20 protein-coding genes and 1 pseudogene are annotated in these 19,444 nt (G+C 52.0%); 9 read left to right on the top strand and 12 right to left on the bottom strand.

Annotation, left to right across the window (positions count from 1 at the left end; all coding sequences use genetic code 11):
• Together LKE23_RS08195 and LKE23_RS08190 are read left to right on the top strand one after the other, a co-directional pair.
• Window positions 1-267, top strand: a complete 267-nt coding sequence (locus LKE23_RS08195; protein ID WP_291976858.1) for a MarR family transcriptional regulator — start codon at window positions 1-3, stop codon at window positions 265-267.
• A 174-nt stretch (window positions 268-441) separates the two neighbouring features.
• A complete protein-coding gene (locus tag LKE23_RS08190; RefSeq protein WP_291976856.1) occupies window positions 442-750 on the top strand; it encodes an aldo/keto reductase in 309 nt (102 codons plus the stop codon).
• A 173-nt stretch (window positions 751-923) separates the two neighbouring features.
• On the opposite strand, the gene LKE23_RS08185 is transcribed toward LKE23_RS08190, so the two are convergent.
• A complete protein-coding gene (locus tag LKE23_RS08185; RefSeq protein WP_291976855.1) occupies window positions 924-1,595 on the bottom strand; it encodes an NAD(P)H-binding protein in 672 nt (223 codons plus the stop codon).
• Between the two features lie 22 nt (window positions 1,596-1,617).
• A complete protein-coding gene (locus tag LKE23_RS08180; protein WP_291976854.1) occupies window positions 1,618-2,253 on the bottom strand; it encodes a nitroreductase in 636 nt (211 codons plus the stop codon).
• A gap of 125 nt (window positions 2,254-2,378) precedes the next feature.
• On the opposite strand from LKE23_RS08180, the gene LKE23_RS08175 reads away from it, so the two are divergent.
• Window positions 2,379-3,248 (top strand): LysR family transcriptional regulator, encoded by an 870-nt coding sequence (locus LKE23_RS08175; RefSeq protein WP_291976853.1) that lies wholly within the window; start codon window positions 2,379-2,381, stop codon window positions 3,246-3,248.
• 157 nt (window positions 3,249-3,405) lie between these two features.
• On the opposite strand, the gene LKE23_RS08170 is transcribed toward LKE23_RS08175, so the two are convergent.
• From LKE23_RS08170 to LKE23_RS08160, 3 genes are all read right to left on the bottom strand, one after another.
• On the bottom strand, window positions 3,406-4,536 hold the full coding sequence (locus LKE23_RS08170; RefSeq protein ID WP_291976173.1) for an IS30 family transposase: 1,131 nt from the start codon (window positions 4,534-4,536) through the stop codon (window positions 3,406-3,408).
• Window positions 4,537-5,012: 476 nt separating this feature from the next.
• Entirely contained in the window at window positions 5,013-5,870 is an 858-nt protein-coding gene (locus tag LKE23_RS08165) for an aldo/keto reductase (RefSeq protein WP_291976852.1), read from the bottom strand.
• Window positions 5,867-6,343 (bottom strand): hypothetical protein, encoded by a 477-nt coding sequence (locus tag LKE23_RS08160; RefSeq protein WP_291976851.1) that lies wholly within the window; start codon window positions 6,341-6,343, stop codon window positions 5,867-5,869. Before LKE23_RS08160 ends, LKE23_RS08165 begins: the two co-directional genes overlap by 4 nt.
• Window positions 6,344-6,537: 194 nt before the next feature.
• On the opposite strand from LKE23_RS08160, the gene LKE23_RS08155 reads away from it, so the two are divergent.
• From LKE23_RS08155 to LKE23_RS08140, 4 genes are read left to right on the top strand one after another with little or no spacing between them, the layout of a single operon-like run.
• The gene (locus LKE23_RS08155; protein WP_291976850.1) at window positions 6,538-7,050 is read left to right on the top strand and encodes an SRPBCC domain-containing protein; all 513 of its coding nucleotides are present in this window, start codon (window positions 6,538-6,540) and stop codon (window positions 7,048-7,050) included.
• Between the two features lie 13 nt (window positions 7,051-7,063).
• The gene (locus LKE23_RS08150) at window positions 7,064-7,891 is read left to right on the top strand and encodes an SDR family oxidoreductase (protein ID WP_291976849.1); all 828 of its coding nucleotides are present in this window, start codon (window positions 7,064-7,066) and stop codon (window positions 7,889-7,891) included.
• 12 nt (window positions 7,892-7,903) lie between these two features.
• Window positions 7,904-8,425, top strand: coding sequence for a MerR family transcriptional regulator (locus LKE23_RS08145; protein ID WP_291976848.1), 522 nt, complete (start codon window positions 7,904-7,906; stop codon window positions 8,423-8,425).
• 13 nt (window positions 8,426-8,438) lie between these two features.
• Entirely contained in the window at window positions 8,439-9,104 is a 666-nt protein-coding gene (locus LKE23_RS08140) for an NAD(P)H-dependent oxidoreductase (protein WP_291976847.1), read from the top strand.
• 93 nt (window positions 9,105-9,197) lie between these two features.
• On the opposite strand, the gene LKE23_RS08135 is transcribed toward LKE23_RS08140, so the two are convergent.
• Entirely contained in the window at window positions 9,198-10,178 is a 981-nt protein-coding gene (locus LKE23_RS08135) for a lipocalin family protein (protein ID WP_291976846.1), read from the bottom strand.
• A 164-nt stretch (window positions 10,179-10,342) separates the two neighbouring features.
• Between LKE23_RS08135 and LKE23_RS08130 the strand changes: the two genes are divergently transcribed.
• Complete coding sequence (locus LKE23_RS08130) at window positions 10,343-10,963, top strand: TetR/AcrR family transcriptional regulator (protein ID WP_291976845.1); 621 nt, start codon at window positions 10,343-10,345, stop codon at window positions 10,961-10,963.
• On the opposite strand, the pseudogene LKE23_RS08125 reads toward LKE23_RS08130, so the two are convergent.
• Window positions 10,932-11,231 (bottom strand): annotated as a pseudogene (locus tag LKE23_RS08125) (hypothetical protein); the annotation flags it as partial. The gene LKE23_RS08130 and the pseudogene LKE23_RS08125 sit on opposite strands and share 32 nt — an antisense overlap.
• A 56-nt stretch (window positions 11,232-11,287) precedes the next feature.
• On the opposite strand from LKE23_RS08125, the gene LKE23_RS08120 reads away from it, so the two are divergent.
• Window positions 11,288-12,163 carry a LysR family transcriptional regulator gene (locus LKE23_RS08120; protein WP_291976844.1) on the top strand — a complete coding sequence of 292 codons (876 nt, stop codon included), beginning with the start codon at window positions 11,288-11,290 and terminating at the stop codon, window positions 12,161-12,163.
• Between the two features lie 46 nt (window positions 12,164-12,209).
• On the opposite strand, the gene LKE23_RS08115 is transcribed toward LKE23_RS08120, so the two are convergent.
• From LKE23_RS08115 to LKE23_RS08095, 5 genes are all read right to left on the bottom strand, one after another.
• Complete coding sequence (locus LKE23_RS08115) at window positions 12,210-13,850, bottom strand: aryl-sulfate sulfotransferase (protein WP_291976842.1); 1,641 nt, start codon at window positions 13,848-13,850, stop codon at window positions 12,210-12,212.
• A 177-nt stretch (window positions 13,851-14,027) separates the two neighbouring features.
• The gene (locus LKE23_RS08110; RefSeq protein WP_291976841.1) at window positions 14,028-16,250 is read right to left on the bottom strand and encodes a glycoside hydrolase family 3 C-terminal domain-containing protein; all 2,223 of its coding nucleotides are present in this window, start codon (window positions 16,248-16,250) and stop codon (window positions 14,028-14,030) included.
• Between the two features lie 50 nt (window positions 16,251-16,300).
• Complete coding sequence (locus LKE23_RS08105; RefSeq protein ID WP_291976840.1) at window positions 16,301-16,753, bottom strand: methylated-DNA--[protein]-cysteine S-methyltransferase; 453 nt, start codon at window positions 16,751-16,753, stop codon at window positions 16,301-16,303.
• Between the two features lie 770 nt (window positions 16,754-17,523).
• Window positions 17,524-18,474 (bottom strand): L-lactate dehydrogenase, encoded by a 951-nt coding sequence (locus LKE23_RS08100; RefSeq protein ID WP_291976839.1) that lies wholly within the window; start codon window positions 18,472-18,474, stop codon window positions 17,524-17,526.
• A 45-nt stretch (window positions 18,475-18,519) separates the two neighbouring features.
• Window positions 18,520-19,329, bottom strand: coding sequence for a 2-keto-4-pentenoate hydratase (locus LKE23_RS08095; RefSeq protein ID WP_291976838.1), 810 nt, complete (start codon window positions 19,327-19,329; stop codon window positions 18,520-18,522).
• Between the last annotated feature and the right edge of the window lie 115 nt (window positions 19,330-19,444).

Raw genomic sequence — 19,444 nt, 5'->3', positions numbered from 1 at the left:
ATGTCAGAACTGCAAAACTACAACCACCTCTTTGCCACCCGGGAAAACATCTATCGGCAAGTGGCCACCAATGCTGGCATCTCTGAAATGGGATTTTGGATTCTGTATTCAATTTGTCAGACCCAGCAGCCGCTGATGCAGAGCGCCTTCGCCGACGAACACTGTTATCCTCGCCAAACGGTCAACTCCGCGGTTAATCGGCTCGTCCGCCGCAACTTGGTCGAGCTGACTAACTCCCCGCACCAACGAGGGAGCTGGTCAAGCTGACGGATGCCGGACATGTATTCGTCCGGCAGTGGGTTGCACCGGTGCTGAAGGCCGACAACCAGGTTTTCAATCGTCTTTCCGCAAGCGAGCAGCAACTATTAATCAAAGTCATGGACAGCCAGAACGCGAGCTTGCAAAAGGAACTGAATGATTTAATCGAAAGGAAGTAATCAGATGGAGACTGTTACCCTGAACAATGGCGTCAAGATGCCGCTGGTCGGCTACGGTGTTTTCCAACTCAGTAAGGAACAAACCGCCGACCTGGTCTTTAAGGCAATCAAAAACGGCTACCGTCTTATCGACACCGCCCAGGCCTATTTCAATGAAGAAGAGGTCGGCCAGGGGATCAAAAAGGCCGAAGCCGAACTCGGCGTTAAACGCAAGGATCTCTTTTTAACTACCAAGGTCTGGATCACGGGCTACGGCTATGATGATCCCCGCCACCTGGCCGAAGTGATCGGCGACACCGGCGACGTGGACTAATTTAACCATACGGATAGAAAAAAGCTCTAGCTTGGGTGCTAGGGTTTTTTTGTCCACCAGATACTATTCTTTCACCGCAAAGGTCACCTGGGCCGAAGACAACTGACTAAACAGGGCTTCATCCGCACATCAATCGTGCGGATGAAGCCCTTGAGGGATATATTCGATTTTTCTTACATCTCCGGATCAAAGCCGTTTGCCTCCATGACTTCACGGCGCGGACGATCGCCATCGGAACCGGGCTTGTCCACCCCGATTGAGTCGCGAACGTCCTTTGTTGGGTCATTGACCAGGCTAACCACGTAGGCAGCGATGCTCTTCCGGGAAATCTCGGTCCCCTTGAATGCTTCACCGTGGTTGTAGCTGGTGGTTTCATAATCCACCTCATCGTTGTCGGTCAGCCAGGCCGGCCGAATAATGGTGTAGTCCAGGTCACTGCCACTAACAACATCCGCCGCCTGACGGTAGGTTTGCAGATAACCCGGCAATGCCCGCGTGTTCAGCTCGCCAAACTTACCGGGAACTTCGTCGTAAATTCCCAAGGAAGAAGTCCAGATCAAGCGCTTGACGCCCAGCTTATCCATTGCCGTCACCAGCTTTTGCGCCTCATCGACAACGTTGCCGGCTAAGCTTGCATAAACAATGTCTTGGCCCTGAAGTGCTGCTTCGAGGTCGGCACTGTTGGTCGCATCCCCGACAATCACGTTCTTATCTGCCAGTTCTGGAGCCAGCTTGGCCTTGTTCCGCACGAACATGGTTAAATTGACATCTTGATTATCCAAAAGCATCTTGTCAGCCCACTGAGCGATCCGACTGTTAGCACCGATTACTAAAACGTTCTTCATAATAAGATCCCTCTTTCCTCAATTAATCCTTGATTGTCAAAAACTGATCCAAACTCATCCGTTCTGAACGGAATTGGTTAATCTTCGCGTCCTTCGGGTAGCCAAGACCGATTCCGACGGCGAAAACATAGTCATCACTAACCCCTAAGACCTGATGCAGGTAAGTCGGGTTGAAGACAAATTCCTCGGCCGGCAGCGAGTCGATCCCCAAGTCCTTAGCAGCCAGCATCAGGGTCTGGCCAAAGGCCCCCAGGTCATAGGTTGTCCACGGGTTGATGTTGCGTGGCAGCAGCAGGTAGGCAACTGCGGGCGCATTGAAGAGCTTCTCCGAGTCGCGGTACATGGCGTCACCATCAGCCCCTAGGAAACGACGGATCCCACTGGACCAGGTCCTCAGGTTTGCTTGTCCCCGCTTCCCCATACTGCCACGGTGGAGGGCTGGAAATTCAGAATGCTCCATCCGCCCTGATTCATGGTAAGCCCGAATCTTCTCGAGGCTTTCCCCGGTCGCAATCACAACCTTCCATGGCTGGACGTTCGCCCATGAGGGTGCCTTCCCGGCAGTTTCAACAATTTTTTCAAGATCTTCTTTGGCAACTGGCTGTGACTTGAAGTCACGAACTGAGTGACGATTATTTACAGTATCAATAAATTCCATTTCCAATCCTCCGTTCTGTTTTGATATCTTTCTTACTTTCTGTAAGTATGATAGTTCATGCGCGGGGGAAGCGGAAGTACTAAAATGTTATTAGCTAATAACTAAAGGTTAAAAGGGTGATATCAATGAACGATCAACTAACAACTTTCATCGCGGTGGCCGAAAATAAAAGCTTTAACAAGGCCGCCAGTCAGCTTTTCATTTCCGCGCCGGCCGTTATTAAACAGATCAATGCCCTAGAGAAAAACATTCACGTCACCCTCTTCGACCGGACCCACAGCGGGGTTTCGCTAACCACAGCCGGCAAGTCCTTTTATCAGGACGTCAAAAAGCTCGTGGCCGCCTATACCCAGTCGATCAGCCATGCCCAAAACCTCGCGGAAGAAAAGCAGGTCGTCAAAATCGGGGTGGGCCCGCTCGCCACGGGAGTAGGAACCAATAATTTATGGCTGGAGCTTAGCCAAAAGCACCCGAACATCTCGTTTCAATTCATCCCCTGTTCCTGCGCACTGGGCAGTTTTAACGAGTTTCTGGCCGGGATCAACAAAGAATTCGACCTCGTTTCGTCAGTCTATGACTTGAATCTATTGAAGGCTTTCAACCTGGCAGCGACCGAGCTGGACGTCACGCCGCTAAGGATTTCCGTGCCGGTGCAGAACCCCTTGAGCAAAAAGGATCGGCTCACCATGGCAGATTTGAAGGGCCAGACGATCGCCCTCTCGCCGCGCGGGGAATTTGCGTGTTTTGACCAGGTGCGGGATCTCTTGGAAAAGGACCCCGCGATTAAGATTAAAGACATTCACGGCTTTGATATCCCCGTCCTGAATGCCTGCGTCGAGAATAACTGGCTCCTCTGTTCTGCCGAAGATTGGCAAACCGCCCACCCCATGCTGAAGGCACAGACCGTCGACTGGGACTTCAGCGCGCCCTTTGGCTTGGTCTATGGCAAAAAGCACCGGCAAGTGGTTGATCTGATTATTGACTACCTAAAGTAGAATTTTGCGACAGAGCAATAAAAAAAGAAGATTAGTGAGCCCTTGCCAACTCACTAATCTTCTTTTAGTTGATAGGCATTTGAATTTACACCGTTATCAGAGCATGAATATGAAATTACTTTCACCCTAAATTTCAAGAATAAGTTAGCCACTGGACTCAAATAAATAATACTGACCAATTGATTATTGGTTGATGGAGCTGTGATATCTCTTGGTAGAAGGCCTTACGATAGATATCCATTGACGAATGTCCATTAAACATAGCTCGTGGATAGTGATTCATCCAATCATTAGTCGCTATGATCTGAGCACTACTATAGTTATTTATAGCTTCACCTTTGGTAATCTCCTTGCGGAGAAACCGGTTATTGATCTCATTGGATCCACGTTCCCAAGGGGAATACGGATCAGCATAGAAAACATGATCGTGAACTTGTGTTAACTCACTAAATTCTGAACCGTTGTCAGAGGTTATTGTCTTAAAAATGCGATAGTAAGCATCTGTGCCCATTTTCTGGCGCAAATTTATAAAGAACTGATTTACTGCATGCGCAGTTTTACCAGCAATTTTACTCGTGATATTAACTCGTGAAAGGCGATCAGTCATTACTAGTACAACACTGTCATTACCGTTTTTCTGTCCCTGAACTGTATCCAGTTCCCAATGGCCAATTTCGGACCGTTGGTCCGCAGTTTGAGGTCGTTGAGCAATATTAGGCCCTAAGCACCTTTTAGCTTGCGGATGAGTTTGATGATGCTTACGTTTAGGTTTTTCAAAGAGGTCTAAATTGGACGTACGAAGCACACCCTCATTAATCCATTGATATAAAGTTACAACCGACTTTGGGATCAGGGTGCCATCATTCATTAAATCTCGAGCCTTATAAATAACCGCTTGTGGGGAGTAATGGTGGTCGTCAAACTCACCAAGCATTAGCTGATCAGCTAATCGTAAAAATTGCTTTGAAGAATAATATAAGCGACGACGACCAGAATGGCGGTGATGTTCAAGATATGTGGCCTGACCAGCTTCATAACTATAGATGTAGTAAGAATATTCGTAAATCTTACCATTAGATTTTTGACGACGAAGTTGGCGGACCGTACCACGGTTGAGCTCGTTATTAATTGTTTGATGATTAACTCCTAATTGGCGACCAATTGCGCGATTGGAAAGTCCTTGCGACTTTAAAGTCGCAATCATCACACGTTCTTCTTTAGTAAGATGAGCATTCTTTTTATGAGTAGTCAATAAAATAGTAGACATGGTATCATTTAAGTGCGTCATTTGACGGACATCCTTTCATATAGGTTTGGTTCACTTAATATGATACCTGATGTCACGCCGAATGGCGTTTTTTATTTACCACCAACTGGGTGGCTAACTTCATTCTATAATCTACCGAAATTACTTTCACACAAATAAAATAAATGGTGAGAGTGTGCAAGTAAATTAACATCGCAGCCGGCTACCTCAATTTGCAAAGTAGCCCTTAACTTTTGTTCTACATACAAGACCAAAAAAGTCGAAAAATGGTCTTGTATACAGAACAAAAATAGCGAATATTGGTCTTGTATGCAGAACAATAAAGTGCCGCCCACAAAAAAGGATGAACTGGTCAAAATCACCTTTTCCACTTTTAAGACCCGATAAATCCACAAATTTACGCAACTATTGCGTGAATCCGCAGATTTATCGGGCCTTCTTTTCGCCAAATTCAAAAAAGCACCCGCCACAACAGCGAGTGCTTCATCCACCTGTAATTAAAATTGAGCTTGGTCCGGGTCCAGCGCCAAGCCGCTGACCCCGTGCAGCGCATCCAAGGCGGTCATCTGTGCCACCGTCAGTTCAAAGTCAAACACGTCGGTATTGGCCTGGATGTACTGCGGGTGAATGGACTTGGGCAACGGGAGGAAACCGTGCTGGAGCGACCAGCGAATCAACACCTGGGCCGGGGACTTGCCGGTCTCCGCGGCCACCTGTTTAACCGTCGCGTTGCCCAGCAGGCCACCCGTTCCCAACGGGCTGTAAGCCTCACTCAAGAGTCCTAGTTCCGCGTTCGTTTTTGTCACTGCCGGCTGTAGATCGCTCGGGTTGAGCATGATCTGATTGACCGCCGGCTTGATCGTCGCCGTCTTCAACAGAGCATCCAGGTGCTGCCGCCGGAAATTGGAAACGCCGATCGCCCGCAGCTTGCCGGCCCGCACGGCATCCTCCATTGCCCGCCAGGCCGCCGCGTTCCCCTCTTGCCAGTGATCGCGGATCGCGACCGGGTTAGGCCAGTGGATCAGGTACAGGTCCAGGTAGTCGGTCTGTAGATTCTGCAGGCTGCGATCAATCGACTGGGCGGCCGCGTCGTAGCTGTGGGCGTCATTAAAGAGCTTGCTCGTGATGAACAACTGGTGCCGGTCAATGCCGCTCTCCTTTATTCCCGCGCCGACGCTCTGCTCATTGCCATACGCCACCGCGGTATCGATGTGGCGGTAGCCCGCCTGGATGGCCGCCTTCACCGCGGCCTTGGCAACGTCCCCGTCCGGCGTCTGCCAAGTACCGAAGCCAATCACCGGAATCTGCACGCCGTTATTTAATGTGTAGGTATCGCTCATTGAGGTTAACTTCATTTTTCATCATTTCCTTTCCTCATTAAAGTCAGGTAGGCGGTCGCCATGTCCTTGATTTCCGGCCGCCCCGTCGCAGCCGCTCTTTCAAAATGGACCCGGGCGTGGGTAAAGTCGTGGTTAAAGAAGGCGATCCGGCCCAAGCCGAGGTCGGCCCCCGCGGCCAGCATGAAGCCGGCCGTGTCCCGGTGGTTGTCTTCCAGTGCGGAGCAGTAAAGGGCCACCGCCCGGCTCAGGTCCCGGTCGACGATCGAACCGAGCTCATAGAGATTGGCCAAGGCGATCTTGGCCGTGATGTCGCCCCGCTTGGCCGCGATTTCCAAATCCAGCACGGCCAGGTACCGGCCAGCCTTCATTGAACCGCCGGCCAGCAGCTTTGCCAATTGCTGACGTGCCAAGCTTGTTTTGCCCTGGGCCGCCAGCTTAACCGCCGTTTGCAATTGCTTTGAGTCCTTTTGCCAATCGATCGTGCTCACCCCCACCTTCCTATATAAGTTCAAGTTAACATCTAAACTGCGAATTGACCATCATCGCGGTTCTTTGTTCACTATGCGAACAGCAGACAGACTTTTTCAAAAAAGTTGAAATTTGCCCTTGACCTGGAGTCGGCTCCAGGTAATAAGCTGTGACCAACGTCAAAGATAAATCAATTTGAAAGGGGCAATTTACAATGCAATCAATTCAATTTCCCACCCGGTTCTTACCCGGGACAACCGATAACTTTGTTTCCAACGAGGTGATCGCCAGCGACCTGACGACTGCCGACATCTGGCGCTACCTGGTCGACACGTCCAAGTGGGAGCGCTACTACGACAACGCCGCCAACATTGAGCTGACCAACGGCGAAAACAGCCTGCTGCACTATGCGGAACGCTTCCACTTCGACACCTTTGGCTTTCCAATCGACGCCCAGGTGATGGAGCTGGTGGCACCAAGCGCGGATGACCCCACGGCTCGCCTGGCATGGCACGGTTGGAACGACGGCGATGAGGATTCCTCAATTGACGTCTACCACGCCTTCTTGATCGAACAGCTGCCGGGCAAGCGGGTCCGCCTGCTGACTCAGGAATCTCAAATCGGCAAGTCCGCCGCCGACTTGGCAGTTCAGAAGCCCAACCCGATGCTCAACGGGCACCAGGCTTGGCTCGATGGTTTGGTAAAGGCTGCAAAGGAAAACTACTAGGAGGTTGATGAAAATGACAAAGACATGGATGGTAACCGGAACTTCAAGTGGCTTCGGTAAGGAACTTGCATTACAATTGGCACAGAAGGATGACGTGCAGCTGATCGCCACCGCCCGGAAGAAGAGCGACCTTGACTACCTCGACCAGTACAACCACGGTCAGATCAAGAAGGTCCTGGTCGACGTTTCCAAGCCGGAAGAGATCAAGAGCGCGGCCCGCGAGGCATTGGCCTTCAGCAAGCAGATCGACGTGCTGGTCAACAACGCCGGCCTGGGCTATTTCTCAACGATTGAGGAGAGCGACATGGCGGCAGTCCGCTACATGTTTGAGGTCAACGTCTTCGGCCTGGCCGAGGTGACCAAGGCATTCCTGCCACAATTCCGTCAGCACAAGTCCGGGACGATCGTCAATATTTCCTCGGCCCTGGCACTGACGACCCTGCCGACGATGGGCTTCTACTCGGCCACCAAGTACGCGGTCGAAGGCTATTCCGACACGCTGCGCAAGGAGCTGGCCCCGCTGGGCATCAAGGTGCTGGCGGTAGAACCAAGCGGCGCCCGGACGAACTGGTCTGGCGCTTCCTCGCAAAAGCAGGTGCCACAAATCGCTGACTACGCCGGTTACCAGCAGATGGTCGAAACGATGGACGAGGGCGTCACCAAGTCTCCTGGCGACCCGAAGCTGATTGCCAAGGCAATTATTGATGCCGTCGAAAGTCCGGACACGCCGGCCCACCTGCCACTGGGCGAATTCGCCTACAACGGTGGCCTGGAAAACCTGCAGGGCCTGGTTAAGGAAATCGAAAGTCACAAGGACATTTCATTATCAACAGACGACTAAAAAGGAAGAACAATGGCTAACAATTACAGCATTGGCCAGGTCGCAACCATGCTTGGCCTGACAATTGACACAATTCGCTACTACGACAAACAGGGCCTGTTGCCGTTCGTGAAGAAGAGCAGCAGCGGTCGGCGGATTTTCACGGAAAATGACGTTCACCTGATGCGGACAATTATCTGCCTGAAGAACGCAGGTGTGTCAGTAAGCGACATTGCCAAGTTCGTCAGCATGCGGATGGTCGGCGACTCAACCCTGGAAGCGCGGGCCCAGCTCTTAGCAGACCATGAGCGGGAGCTGCGAACCCAGATTAACGACCTGCTCGACACGCTGTCCTACCTCAAGTTCAAGGAATGGTACTACCAAACCGCCGTGGACGCCGGGACGGAGAAAATTCACCTGGTTCCGGGAAGCAGCGAGGTCGTGCCCGACCTGGCCAAGCAGTACGAACGCCATCTGGAGGAAAGCGGTCAGAAAGAAGAGCTGGCCCGTTTTCGGGAGGTCAAGGACTACCGCAACCGCCAGCACGTAAATTAGGAGGGGAACCAGTATGGATAAGGAAGCAATTCGGCAACAGATCGTGGCAACGGCCAATCGTCGCTACGCCACCAAGAAGTATGATCCGACCAAGCACATCAGTGAGGCGGATTGGCAGACGATCCTTGAGGCGGGCCGCCTGTCCCCGAGTTCCTTTGGCTACGAGCCCTGGCGCTTCCTGTTAATCAACAACCAGCAGATCCGGGACGACATCCGACCCTTTGCCTGGGGCGCGGTCAACAGCCTGAACGGGGCGGACAAGATTTTGATCATCCTGGCCCGGACGGACGTGACCTACGACAGCGACTACGTGAAGGACCTGGTGGAGAACATCAAGGGCAAGCACTATTCACCAACTTCGGCCCCATCCCAGCACTTCAAGAATTTCCAGGAGCGCGACCTCAAGCTGGATAGCGATCGGGCCCGCTTTGATTGGACCAGCAAGCAAACCTACATTGCCATGGCTAACATGATGACGGCAGCCGCGGAGCTCGATATCGACTCTTGCCCGATTGAGGGCTTCAACTACGCCCAGATGAACGACTACCTGGCAAGCAAGGGCTTCATGGACCCGACCAAGTGGCGGGTTTCGGTCCTCGTCAGCTTTGGCTACCGCGATCAGCCAATCAAGCCCAAGGTTCGGCAGCCGTTGAGTGACATTTATCAAGAACTGAATTAAGTGCAACAGGACCAGCAAGCGAAATGCTTGCTGGTCCTGTTTGCGTGTTTGGGTTCAAAGCTCTAATTCAGCTTCTTCACTTCCATAGTGCTATCATTGCCACTTTCCAAGCAACTCCACATAAGTATACCCGGTAACGTCCTTTCCCTCATAGGTTCCCGCAATTTTACTTCCGGATTCGTACTTTGTAAATAGTGGCATTTTGCTAACAATTTCCTGATCCTGGACATCCGTGGTAACCTTAAGGACTGCTTGCTTCGACGGTATCTTTACAATAAAGCTTGTTGGATACTTATTTTTCGATACAGAGCTTTTCCAGTAATTGCCTGCTTCTTTTTCAATCGGATCAATTTCCACAACTTCTTGACTGTCATCAGCATGCAGTATCGTTCCCCACGTTTTGGTTGTTTTATTTTTCAAATCGTGCATATCCCATAGGCTGATGGTGTCTCCGTTGTCGAGGTTTAGATCCATCCACACCCATCTCCAATCACTATGCATGTTCATTGTTTTCCGCTCTTTTTTCGAAAATTGCCACTGCCGATCAAACCACGAATCACCTGAAATCGGATATTTTTTCCTGCCAATCGTAAGGCTGCCAGTAGAATCCATATGTGCCATGGAAAACTGTTGAACCCGACCGCCAAGGAATGTCATAAAGCTTCCCGTACCGGCATTATAGAGATACTCCCTAGTACGCTTCAGATCGCAATTGACCCGACCATTTTTCATCATTGCCTCTACATGAATTTCTTCTGGATTTCCAGAAATTTCACCCATCGGGCATTTAATCGAAAAGCCCTGCCCATTCGGGGTGGCAAACTCCTTGAAGTTGCAGCGCATTTTGCTAAACAACTGATCGCTATAATGATATTCGCCTGTTGTTTCATTATAAACAGAGAAGTTGGAGTCCACGATTGCCAAGGGCCCCATTTTAGTGATGATAATGTGGTACAGCCAATTAAGTAACTGTCCATCCACCTCGAAGTGACCAATGGCAAACCATGAATTTGCCTGAAAATCTTTTTTATATGCCAAATCTTTTTGGGGATTCACCATCATATTTTGATCCATTGTTGCAATTCCTCCTGATTAAAATATTGACACAGCGTTTAATTTATCTTCATAATTTAGCTATGACCTTCGTATGTTGTTCATGATATCGGGCGCATCTTAAGTATTCAATGAGCAATCTTGATCTTAGTGTTCAAATTTTAAAACAGGAGGATAATTTTAAAATGGGAATCTATACAAATGCCAGAAAAGAAACCGATAGCAAGATCCTGTCTTCTTTTTGGGAACTATACCAAGAAAAACCGATCAATCGAATAACTGTTAAAGAGCTTGCCGATCTGTGTGGCATTGGTCGCGGCACTTTTTACAATCACTTTCATGATGTCTACGCTGTTCTTGAAAAGATCGAAGCAGAGCTTAATCTCGCTCTTGAACACAAATGCCACCAAATCAGCGAAAAGGAGCCAGAGCTTGCTGACTTCAACCGGATTCTCTATGAATGTTATAGCGAAGAAATAACCAAGGACTACATTCGCCTTTTAGTGCTGGAACGCCGCGATCCATTCTTCGCGGAAAACTATCTTAAAAGTCTTCGTGATTTTCTTCTGCGTGTCTGTATCGATAAAAATGCCGTTTCTCAATCAGAAGATGAAAAACAGCTCCTTAATTGTGCTTTCAATTCCATCATCGAGATCCTTCTCAGCAGCATTTGCAATACCTCACTCCAGCTAAATGAAATTAACGAGCTAATAGTAGGGTTACTCCAAAACGGGTACTACATTACGCTCACAAATCGCTTTGGTATTGATGGGCTTAAAAACCCATTTTCGCTCTATCAAAGTTAATAAACAGTAAGGGAACCACCCGGATAGGCAGTTCCCTTTTACTCCCATATTTTATTGCTTCCCGCTTGTCCATGGCCGCGTAGGCGTCCTGAACATCATCCAGCTTGAAGCTCTTCGTGAAGACCTTCCCGGGGTTGATCTTGCCGTCCAGAACCGCCTGGAGCAAGATTTCCTTGTCCGGCTTTGTTACGGATGCGATCCCGCCGCGCAGGCCAACGTTCTTCCAGAACAGCTGGTTGGACTTTGGTTCCGTCTGTGGAACGCCGACCCAGTCCCGAGCATACGCATGGTGTATACTGAAGTAAGTATTGTGAGGTGGAGCAAATGATCGATAACTACCTATTAGAAGAGCTCGTCGTCTTCAGCAAGACCCAGACGCTGGCAAAAACCGCCGAAAAATTAATGGTCACCCAGCCGACCGTCACCCGGGGGATGCAAAAACTGGAGGAGGAATTGGGTGTCACCCTCTTTGACCGCCAGCCTAACAAGATCACCCTGACCAAAACCGGCCAGTTGGCGGCCCAACAGGCCAAAAAGCTCCTAGCAGCCAACCAGGATTTTGTCACCCAGATTCGCAATTTCGACCAAACCCAGCAGACCATCAAAATCGGCACCATTGCCCCGGGGCCGCTGCCGATCGCCGAACACCTAAAGCAGGACTTCAACGTCGCGGTCGACCGCCACTTTGTCCTGCGCCAGGACGTTAATTCCGCCCTGCTGGATCACCAGTACTCCCTCATCTTCAGCGACCAGGAAATCCAAAATGACCAGATCGAGTCGCTTTTCATTGGCAAAGAACACCTGATGGTCAACCTCGACCAGTTCATGTACCTCGCTAATAAGCAACGGGTAACCTTCAAAGAGCTGCGGGGATTGAGCTTCGTCGTCCTCAGCGACATTGGCCCCTGGAAGCAAATCATCCAGGACAACATCCCCGACGCCAAGTTTCTCTACCAGGCGCAGCGGGACGCGATGACCGAAATCACCAAGTATTCCAACTTCCCTTACTTCAGCACCAACGTCACCGACTGGGAGACCCACCAGCCCAAGCGTCCCGATAACGACCGGGTCCGCATTCCAATCACGGACGCCGCGGCCACGATGACCTTCTACGTCTCCTACCTCAAGAGCCGCCGCGCACAGCTGCGCCCGGTTCTGCAGGAACTCAGCACGCTCTGGCCAGCAGAATCAACCCGATAAAGCAAAAAATCTGAGATGAACAAGCTCCACCTCAGATTTTTTCTATTTATTTAGTAGCGTCAAAGACAAAGTTGCTTGGGGTAAATTGAACCCGCAGCGCCCGATAGACGTAGGTCTTGGCCGCCTTCGAGGAGCTGATCGTCAGGTTCCAGACCTGCTGACCGGCCTTATTGACCTCAATGATGTTGCTTTCGCTTCCGTCGTTCTTGTAGCCGAAGTCAATCAGGGTGTTGCCATTGCTCAAGCGCTGGGCCGAGCCGATCACCCGGGTAAAGTTGGCCTTCCCGAGGCTCTTGCCGTAGGACCAAGTCTGCTTGATCGTCTTCTTCTTGGTATTGATGACGTACTCGACGGCCTGGGAGTACTTCCCGGAGGTCTGCTTGTCACCGTTCGTGACGTCGATGTTGTTATCATACAGCAGAATCTTCAGCTTGCCATTCTTTTCGCTCAGTAGCGACAGGTAGTGCTGGCCCCCAGTGATGGTCGTGCCCTTCGTTGGCGTCAGGACCTTGCTGCGGTACTTGAGTGGCCAGGAGCTCTTCTTCTTGCCAGAGTAGATCCAGTTAATCTTCTTCGTCTTGTAATTCATCGAGAGGATGATGTCCTGGTTCCGCGCTGACATCAAGAGGTTACCGGTCTTGGTATCGTAGTAGAGCGAGTTCATGTGCAGCCAGTCGATCTTGCCGCTGCTGGAGCTGGTGCTCTTGTAATTACGGTACATGCTTGCCGGCAGGATCTTCTTCATGTCGATCACCTTTTCAACCTTCCCGGTCTTCCGGTTGATCTCCGCGATGACGTCCTCGACATACTTGTCCCCACCGGAAATGGTTACCAGGAAGTTACCGTTCGGCAGTTCGACGGCATCGTGGTGAACGGCGGTGATCACCTTCTCCTCCGAGCTACGGCCCAACTTATCGCTCAGTTTGTAGCGCCGGTAAATGCGACCGAGGTAGTCGGTTTCGTTCAGAATGTTGTAGGCGGTCTTGCCGCTCTCCTTGTTCTGGATCAGCAGGTGACCGTTCTTCAGCTGAACGAAGGTGTGGCGGCTCCAAAGCGTTGAGTACCAACGAATCTGGCCATCGCTGTCGACCGCGAACGGATCCTGCGAAGTCTTGTTGATGTAGGTCAAGTCGTTTTTGCCGACGGACATCTTCGACTTGTCACTCTTGGAAATAGTGATCTTCGTGCTCTGCAGTTCCTTTGGCAATTTGCCGGTCTGAATCGTCAGCGTCCTGGTCTCCGTCGTTCCGTCCTTGTACTTCACCTTAATCCGCACCTGGTTGGCGTAGTCGGCGTACAATCCCACGATCGGCACCTGGTGGGTCTTGCTGTAGCCCTTGACGCTGTTAGTGATCGACGTCTCACTCGTCTTCCCCACCACGGTGTAGGTGACGTGGGCCGCCTTGTCAGTCTTGAAAATTACCAGTGCCGTCAGCGGCGAGGTCTTGTAGGGATTAACCTTCACGTAGGCGTTGTTCAGGGTCCGCTTGGTTGTCCTGACGATTTTGGCGTACTTCTTCGTTGCGCTGGTCGTCGGGTTCTCCCTGATCACCCGACTGTCGATGTTTTTGGCGATTTGCCGGTCGGAAATAATCCCCAGCGACTTGCGCTGTGCCAGCATCGTGCCCCCGATCACGAGCAGGATCGCGACGACTGCCCCAAGGATCCATTTCTTTTTTTTGCTCATAGGCGTTCTGCTCCTTATCCAAATTTCATTGATCATACTAGAAAGATGTGAATGTCAAGCAGATTAATTGTGAACGAAGTGGGGAGATGTTGTGGATTATCAAGGAAGGCACTATGGGCAGCACAAAACGGCTCCCCAACAGTTTTCTGCCGGGGAGCCGCTTTGCTTTATTTTGATTTAATTGACATGTTGAAGAAAGTCCTCAATCTGTTGATGCTTGACCCCTGTCATCGTCAGCGAACGCAGCGGGATGTTGGCAAAGATCGCCTTGCCTTCCGGGCTGGCCAGTGCCTGCTTGATAATCTCCAGCAGGCCGGCCTTCTTCAAGGCCGCCTCAATTGCCGGATCTTGGCGGGCCATCAGCTCACCAACGTAGGTCTCAGCGGTGATCGTCTGGTTGGGATCGTAGCCGATCGTCAGCTGGAGTGTGCCCGTCAGCCGAATGTCGCGCGAGGAGCTGCCGACCTCGATCACGTACTCGCCATTGTCGGCCTCCCAGCGTTTTGCCTTGGCATTGTACCAGCTGAAGGCCCGCCGTGGCAGGTCAAGGGTGATCGTCTCTTCCTCACCCGGGGCTAGCTCAACCTTGGTGAACTGCCGCAGCTCCCGGACCGGTGTTTCGACCCGGCTGGCGTGATTGCCGACGTAAACCTGGGGTACTTCCTTGCCGGCACGTTTTCCCGTGTTCTTTATCTTAAAGCTGACCGTGACGCTGTCGGCGCCCTCTTTGATCGCAAGATCCCGGTAAGCGAAAGTTGTGTAGCTGAGGCCGTGCCCGAATGGGAAGCGGACCGGAATGGCGTGCAGGTCGTAGTAGCGGTAGCCGACGAAGATCCCCTCGTAGTAGTTTTCTTCGTCGTGATTCTTGCCAAAGGTACCATAGGTTGGGTTATCTTCAAGCCGGATTGGGAAGCTCTCGGCCAGCTTGCCAGACGGGTTAACCCGCCCCAGCAGGATGTCCCAGGTTGCCTCACCAACGGGCTCACCCGCCAGGTAGGTCTCGACAATTGCCGGCACCTGATCGGCCCATGGCAGCTCGGCGACCGAGCCGTTCTGCAGAACCACGACCACGTGGGAGTTGACCTTGAGAAGTTCTTCCAGCAGCTGGTTCTGGTTCTTGGGCAGGGCCAGGCTGGTCTTGTCAAAGCCCTCGGTTTCCATTTCTTCAGGGAAGCCGGCAAAGAAGACGACCACGTCACTATTTTGGGCACCCGCAATGGCCTCCTGGGTCAGGTTATCGTCAACCTGGTCATCGGACAAGGTGTAGCCCTGGTAGTAGCTGGCCTGGTCCGGTGCCGCCGCCAGCGGGCTAACGACGTGGTGGGCGTTGACGTGGGAGCTGCCGCCACCCTCAAACCGCGGTTTTGCGGCCAGCTCACCAACGATTGCCAGCTTTTGGTCCTTGAGTGGCAGAAGGTCCTGGTCGTTTTTGAGCAGGACGATCCCGTCGTCGGCCACCTTGCGGGCAAAGTCGTGCTGCTCCTCCTTGTCGTATCTCACCGCCGGCTGATTTTCCGCTGCAAAGCGCTTGGCCATCTTCAGGACACGCAGGACGGAGCGGTTGAGGGTGGATTCCTGGAGGTCGCCGCTCTTGACCGCCGCCACGATTTCGTCCGTTGAGACCTGCCCCTTCCCTGGCATCTCCAAGTCCAAACCGGCCTTGATGGCGGCAATGTGATCGGCTACCGCGCCCCAGTCGGACATGACCAGGCCTTGGAAGCCCCATTCGTTGCGCAAAATATCGGTCAAGAGGCGCTGATTTTGTGAATTCAGTGTCCCGTTGAGGCGGTTGTAGGAGCACATGATCGTTGCCGGGTGGGCCTGCTTGACGATTCGTTCAAACTGGGCCAGGTAGATCTCGCGCAGGGCCCGCTCACTGATGTTTGAACTGGAGGTAAAGCGCTGGTCCTCACGGTTGTTGGCGGCAAAGTGCTTGACGCTGACCCCAACACCCTTGCTCTGGACACCCTTGACGTAGGCCGTTCCCATCCGGCCAGCCAGCAGTGAATCCTCGGAAAAGTACTCGAAGTTCCGCCCGGCCAGCGGGCTCCGCTTGATATTAACGCCGGGGCCGAGCAGGACTCCAATGTTTTCGGCATTCGCCGCCACGCCCAGGTGCTCCCCCAGCTGGTAAAGAAGGTCATCGTTGAAGGAACTGGCGGTCAGCGCGGACGCCGGGAAGCAGACGGCATCCACCGACTTATTGATGCCCAGGGCATCCCCGGTGTCGACCTGTTTTCGCAGGCCGGACGGACCATCGGTCATCATCATCGCCGGAACCCCGTCGACCGGGGCGGTAAACCAGAAGTCCTTTCCGGAAACCAGGGCCGCACGCTCTTCAAGTGAAAGCTGTTCAACAAAATTCAAATCGATCGTTGTCAAAATAACCCATCCCCTCATTAAAAGAAGCCGTTCGTTTCTGCCGTTATAGATTCGTCAAATCAATCTTATCACGAGTTAGCTTCGATCTTTAACAGATCCTTTTTCATCGCCAGGCCACCCGCATAACCGGTCAATCGGCCATTGGCGCCCAGTACCCGGTGGCAGGGTACCACGATCAGCAGCGGGTTCTTGCCAATCGCAGACCCAACCGCTCGCACAGCCTTAGGACGATGAATGCTTGTGGCAATTTCCTGGCAGGTTCGGGTAGTGCCGTAGGGAATTTGTTCCAAAGCGTGCCAGACTTCCTCCTGGAATGCCGTTCCGTGGAAACGATAGGGAAGATCAAACTTCTGCCGTTTACCTGCCAAGTACTCGGTAAGCTGGGCATTCGCGCGCTCCGTCAGTGGCGTGCACTCTCCCGGCTCTGTCGCATTCGTCTTTTGGATCGAAACGATCAGCCCATCAGCAACGCCAATCCGTAAATTGCCGAAAGAGAATGGATAGATTGCGAAGCTTGTCATCTAAAATTCCTCCTATGATCCTTTTCTTAAATTATAGCCGATGGAAGCCGGGCAGATAAACAATCGATATAAAGCAAAAGACGGCGGGACAGAACTCACAAACAAATTCTGTCCCGCCGTCTTGTCAGCTCGAATCAAGCAACGAACTGAAGCCCGTGCCAATACTCCTTATGTGATCCATATATTTTAGCATATTAGTTGGTAATAGATTCACGACAAACAAAAAAAGGGCGTCTTTTCAGATGCCCCGCCGGCTCGATAAGAGGGGCTACCTCTATATCGGTTTGCACACCGACCTTATTATCCTGATACATAAAGTATAGCATATTTGGAACATGATACAATAATAATGCACAGCGAAGTGGGTAGCTCCCTCTTTAACCATGTGCAGTGGGAGGTGACTCCTGTGGGACATTGGTTCCTTATTATCCTGATCGTGCCTAATAGGCTCGTTAAGCAAATTTTGAAAACTTTTAAAAGGGTAATCAAATTTGCAATTAAAAAGGCTATTGAATGCTGGATCGATCATCGCTTGAGGTAAATCTCAATGTAATTTGATACCGGCGGGAAATGACTATTTCAGCGGTAACTTCGGTTGTCGCTGTTTTCTTTTTAAATAAACCAAAAGCACCGTTTGAAATCTCAAATGAAATTTCAAACGGTGCTTCTATCGGTAAGGGACTTTTCCGCAGCCCCTTGCCGACTTCCACGCCAGCCTGCCTGAAAGAACTGCACGTGGCTTATTTCGATGTAGAGGGAGATTTTCGTTATTATGCTTCTGCTTCCAATTGGGTGGCCCGTTCTTCCTCGGCCTGGAGGCGGTCCTTGATGTAGTTGGCGGAGGTTTCCAGCTTCTTTTCTTCTGCCTGCGTCAGGTCGAGGTGCAACTGTTCGACGACCCCATCGCGACCGACAACCGCCGGGTATGACAGGTAGGTCCCGTACTCCTCCCGGTAGTTGGAGACCGGCATCACAGTTCGTGAATCATTGAGGAGCGCGTTGGTCAGCCGAACCGCCGCGGTGGCAACCCCGTAGTTGGTGTACTTCTTGCCCTTGTAAACCAGGTAGCCGCCCTGGCGCGCCCGTTCTTCCATGCTGGCCAGGTCGAGATGCCGTTGCAGAGCCAGATCAAGAACTGGCTTGCCCAGGACCCGCACCGTGGACCAGGCCGTGAACTGGGAATTACCGTGCTCCCCCAGGTTGAAGCCATCCACGGAGCGGGAATCGACGTGCAGGGCATCCCCGACGCAGGCCCGCATCCGGGCGGAGTCCAGCAGGGTTCCCGTTCCCAGCACGTGGTTCTTCGGCAACCCGGTCAGCTTTTGATACATCGAGGTGATGACGTCACACGGGTTGGTGACGTCGACCAGCTTGCCGTGGAAGCCGTTGTCCACCAGCTGCTTGGCCACCAATGGCACTTGGGTACGGGTGAACTTGAATTCGGCGAAGCGATCGTGGTCAGGCGTGTCGACCAGCTTCGACTTCCCCAGGGTGGAGACGACCACGTCACAGTCACGCAATTGTGAATAGTCGTTAACGGTCAGGTTCGTGTGGTAAGGCAGGTTGGCCATCGCGTCCCGCAGATCGAGGGCGTCGGCACGCACCTTGGCCTCATTGGTATCATACAGTGCTAAATCATCGGTAAATCCGCCAGCAACAAGGTAGTGCGCAACCGTGGCGCCAACGTGTCCCATTCCAACAACTGCTACTTTTCTAGTCATAAGCAATCCTTCCTCTCTTAATTCTCTCTTCTTCTCTTCATTCAATTAATCCGTAACGTTGACCGTGACTTTGCCGAAGCCGTGGTCAAATTCAACTTCCCACTTCCCCTTGGTCAGGTGCGGTGGGAGAAGGAAGGTGCCGGATGAAACCAGTTGGCCGGCACGGAAGGTCTTGCCCTGGTCGGCGAGCTTGCTGACCAGCCAGGCGAGGGACTTGAACGGGTTGCCCAGGACCTCACTCGACTTGCCGCTGGCCTCCTCCTTGCCATCGTGGTAAAGGGTCGCATTGACTTCAGCCGCCTCGTCCACGCTGGCGAAGGCTTCATCCGCCGGGCGTTCCGTTCCGTAGACGACGTAGCCACCAACCGCGCAGTCACTCATGACGTTATACTTGCTCAGGTCGGGGAACCAGTCGGCAAAGCGGCTGTCGGGCAGCTCCAGGGTGCCGCAAACGGTCGTCTTGTGCAACAGGTCGTCGAGGCTGTCACTCGGCTTGAGGTCTTCGCGAGCCCGGAAGCCAAGCTCAACTTCTAACAGCGGGGCCATCGTTTGCTCCGTAAGAGAAAGCAGGGCCGGTGACGGCAGGAAGTGCGAGTCGACCTGCTGACCATAGAGGGGACTGTCGGAATCAAACATGTCCTGGGTCTGCTTGCTGGTCAGGGAAACTTTGTAGCCCCCGGTCGGCAGCTTCTTTAGTTCGGCGAACCGGTCCTGAACTGCGTAGGCGGTATCGTCATCGGTGACAACCCCGTCCCAGTCGGCCATTTTCAGCGGCTGCTTGCTTTGGTAGGCCTTGTAGAGTGCTTGGGCGAATTCTTCTTGCTTGGAATTTAAGGTAACGTTCTGTTCTGTCATGGGTATTTCCTCCTCTTGGTGCCCAGTCGCCGTTACCTCTTAGTGGGGTTTCCCCCGTTAATCGTTAACTACGACTAAGCGATTGTTATTTGTTTTCTTTAATAATTTTCTAATC

This window comes from Limosilactobacillus sp. (assembly GCF_022482365.1).
Classification (GTDB): Bacteria; Bacillota; Bacilli; order Lactobacillales; family Lactobacillaceae; genus Limosilactobacillus.
The sequence above is the reverse complement of the archived record's forward strand: the minus strand, read 5'-3'. Positions and strand labels throughout refer to the sequence as shown.

What these genes read in the sequence shown, in the direction of transcription:
- LKE23_RS08140 (WP_291976847.1), top strand. Translation starts at nt 8,439, where the DNA reads ATGGATAAGGAAGCAATTCGGCAACAGATCGTGGCAACGGCCAATCGT.
- LKE23_RS08180 (WP_291976854.1), bottom strand. Translation starts at nt 2,253, where the DNA reads ATGGAATTTATTGATACTGTAAATAATCGTCACTCAGTTCGTGACTTC.
- LKE23_RS08095 (WP_291976838.1), bottom strand. Translation starts at nt 19,329, where the DNA reads ATGACAGAACAGAACGTTACCTTAAATTCCAAGCAAGAAGAATTCGCC.
- LKE23_RS08150 (WP_291976849.1), top strand. Translation starts at nt 7,064, where the DNA reads ATGACAAAGACATGGATGGTAACCGGAACTTCAAGTGGCTTCGGTAAG.
- LKE23_RS08175 (WP_291976853.1), top strand. Translation starts at nt 2,379, where the DNA reads ATGAACGATCAACTAACAACTTTCATCGCGGTGGCCGAAAATAAAAGC.
- LKE23_RS08185 (WP_291976855.1), bottom strand. Translation starts at nt 1,595, where the DNA reads ATGAAGAACGTTTTAGTAATCGGTGCTAACAGTCGGATCGCTCAGTGG.
- LKE23_RS08110 (WP_291976841.1), bottom strand. Translation starts at nt 16,250, where the DNA reads ATGAGGGGATGGGTTATTTTGACAACGATCGATTTGAATTTTGTTGAA.
- LKE23_RS08100 (WP_291976839.1), bottom strand. Translation starts at nt 18,474, where the DNA reads ATGACTAGAAAAGTAGCAGTTGTTGGAATGGGACACGTTGGCGCCACG.
- LKE23_RS08195 (WP_291976858.1), top strand. Translation starts at nt 1, where the DNA reads ATGTCAGAACTGCAAAACTACAACCACCTCTTTGCCACCCGGGAAAAC.
- LKE23_RS08190 (WP_291976856.1), top strand. Translation starts at nt 442, where the DNA reads ATGGAGACTGTTACCCTGAACAATGGCGTCAAGATGCCGCTGGTCGGC.
- LKE23_RS08155 (WP_291976850.1), top strand. Translation starts at nt 6,538, where the DNA reads ATGCAATCAATTCAATTTCCCACCCGGTTCTTACCCGGGACAACCGAT.
- LKE23_RS08170 (WP_291976173.1), bottom strand. Translation starts at nt 4,536, where the DNA reads ATGACGCACTTAAATGATACCATGTCTACTATTTTATTGACTACTCAT.
- LKE23_RS08115 (WP_291976842.1), bottom strand. Translation starts at nt 13,850, where the DNA reads ATGAGCAAAAAAAAGAAATGGATCCTTGGGGCAGTCGTCGCGATCCTG.
- LKE23_RS08135 (WP_291976846.1), bottom strand. Translation starts at nt 10,178, where the DNA reads ATGGATCAAAATATGATGGTGAATCCCCAAAAAGATTTGGCATATAAA.
- LKE23_RS08130 (WP_291976845.1), top strand. Translation starts at nt 10,343, where the DNA reads ATGGGAATCTATACAAATGCCAGAAAAGAAACCGATAGCAAGATCCTG.
- LKE23_RS08120 (WP_291976844.1), top strand. Translation starts at nt 11,288, where the DNA reads ATGATCGATAACTACCTATTAGAAGAGCTCGTCGTCTTCAGCAAGACC.
- LKE23_RS08105 (WP_291976840.1), bottom strand. Translation starts at nt 16,753, where the DNA reads ATGACAAGCTTCGCAATCTATCCATTCTCTTTCGGCAATTTACGGATT.
- LKE23_RS08145 (WP_291976848.1), top strand. Translation starts at nt 7,904, where the DNA reads ATGGCTAACAATTACAGCATTGGCCAGGTCGCAACCATGCTTGGCCTG.
- LKE23_RS08165 (WP_291976852.1), bottom strand. Translation starts at nt 5,870, where the DNA reads ATGAAGTTAACCTCAATGAGCGATACCTACACATTAAATAACGGCGTG.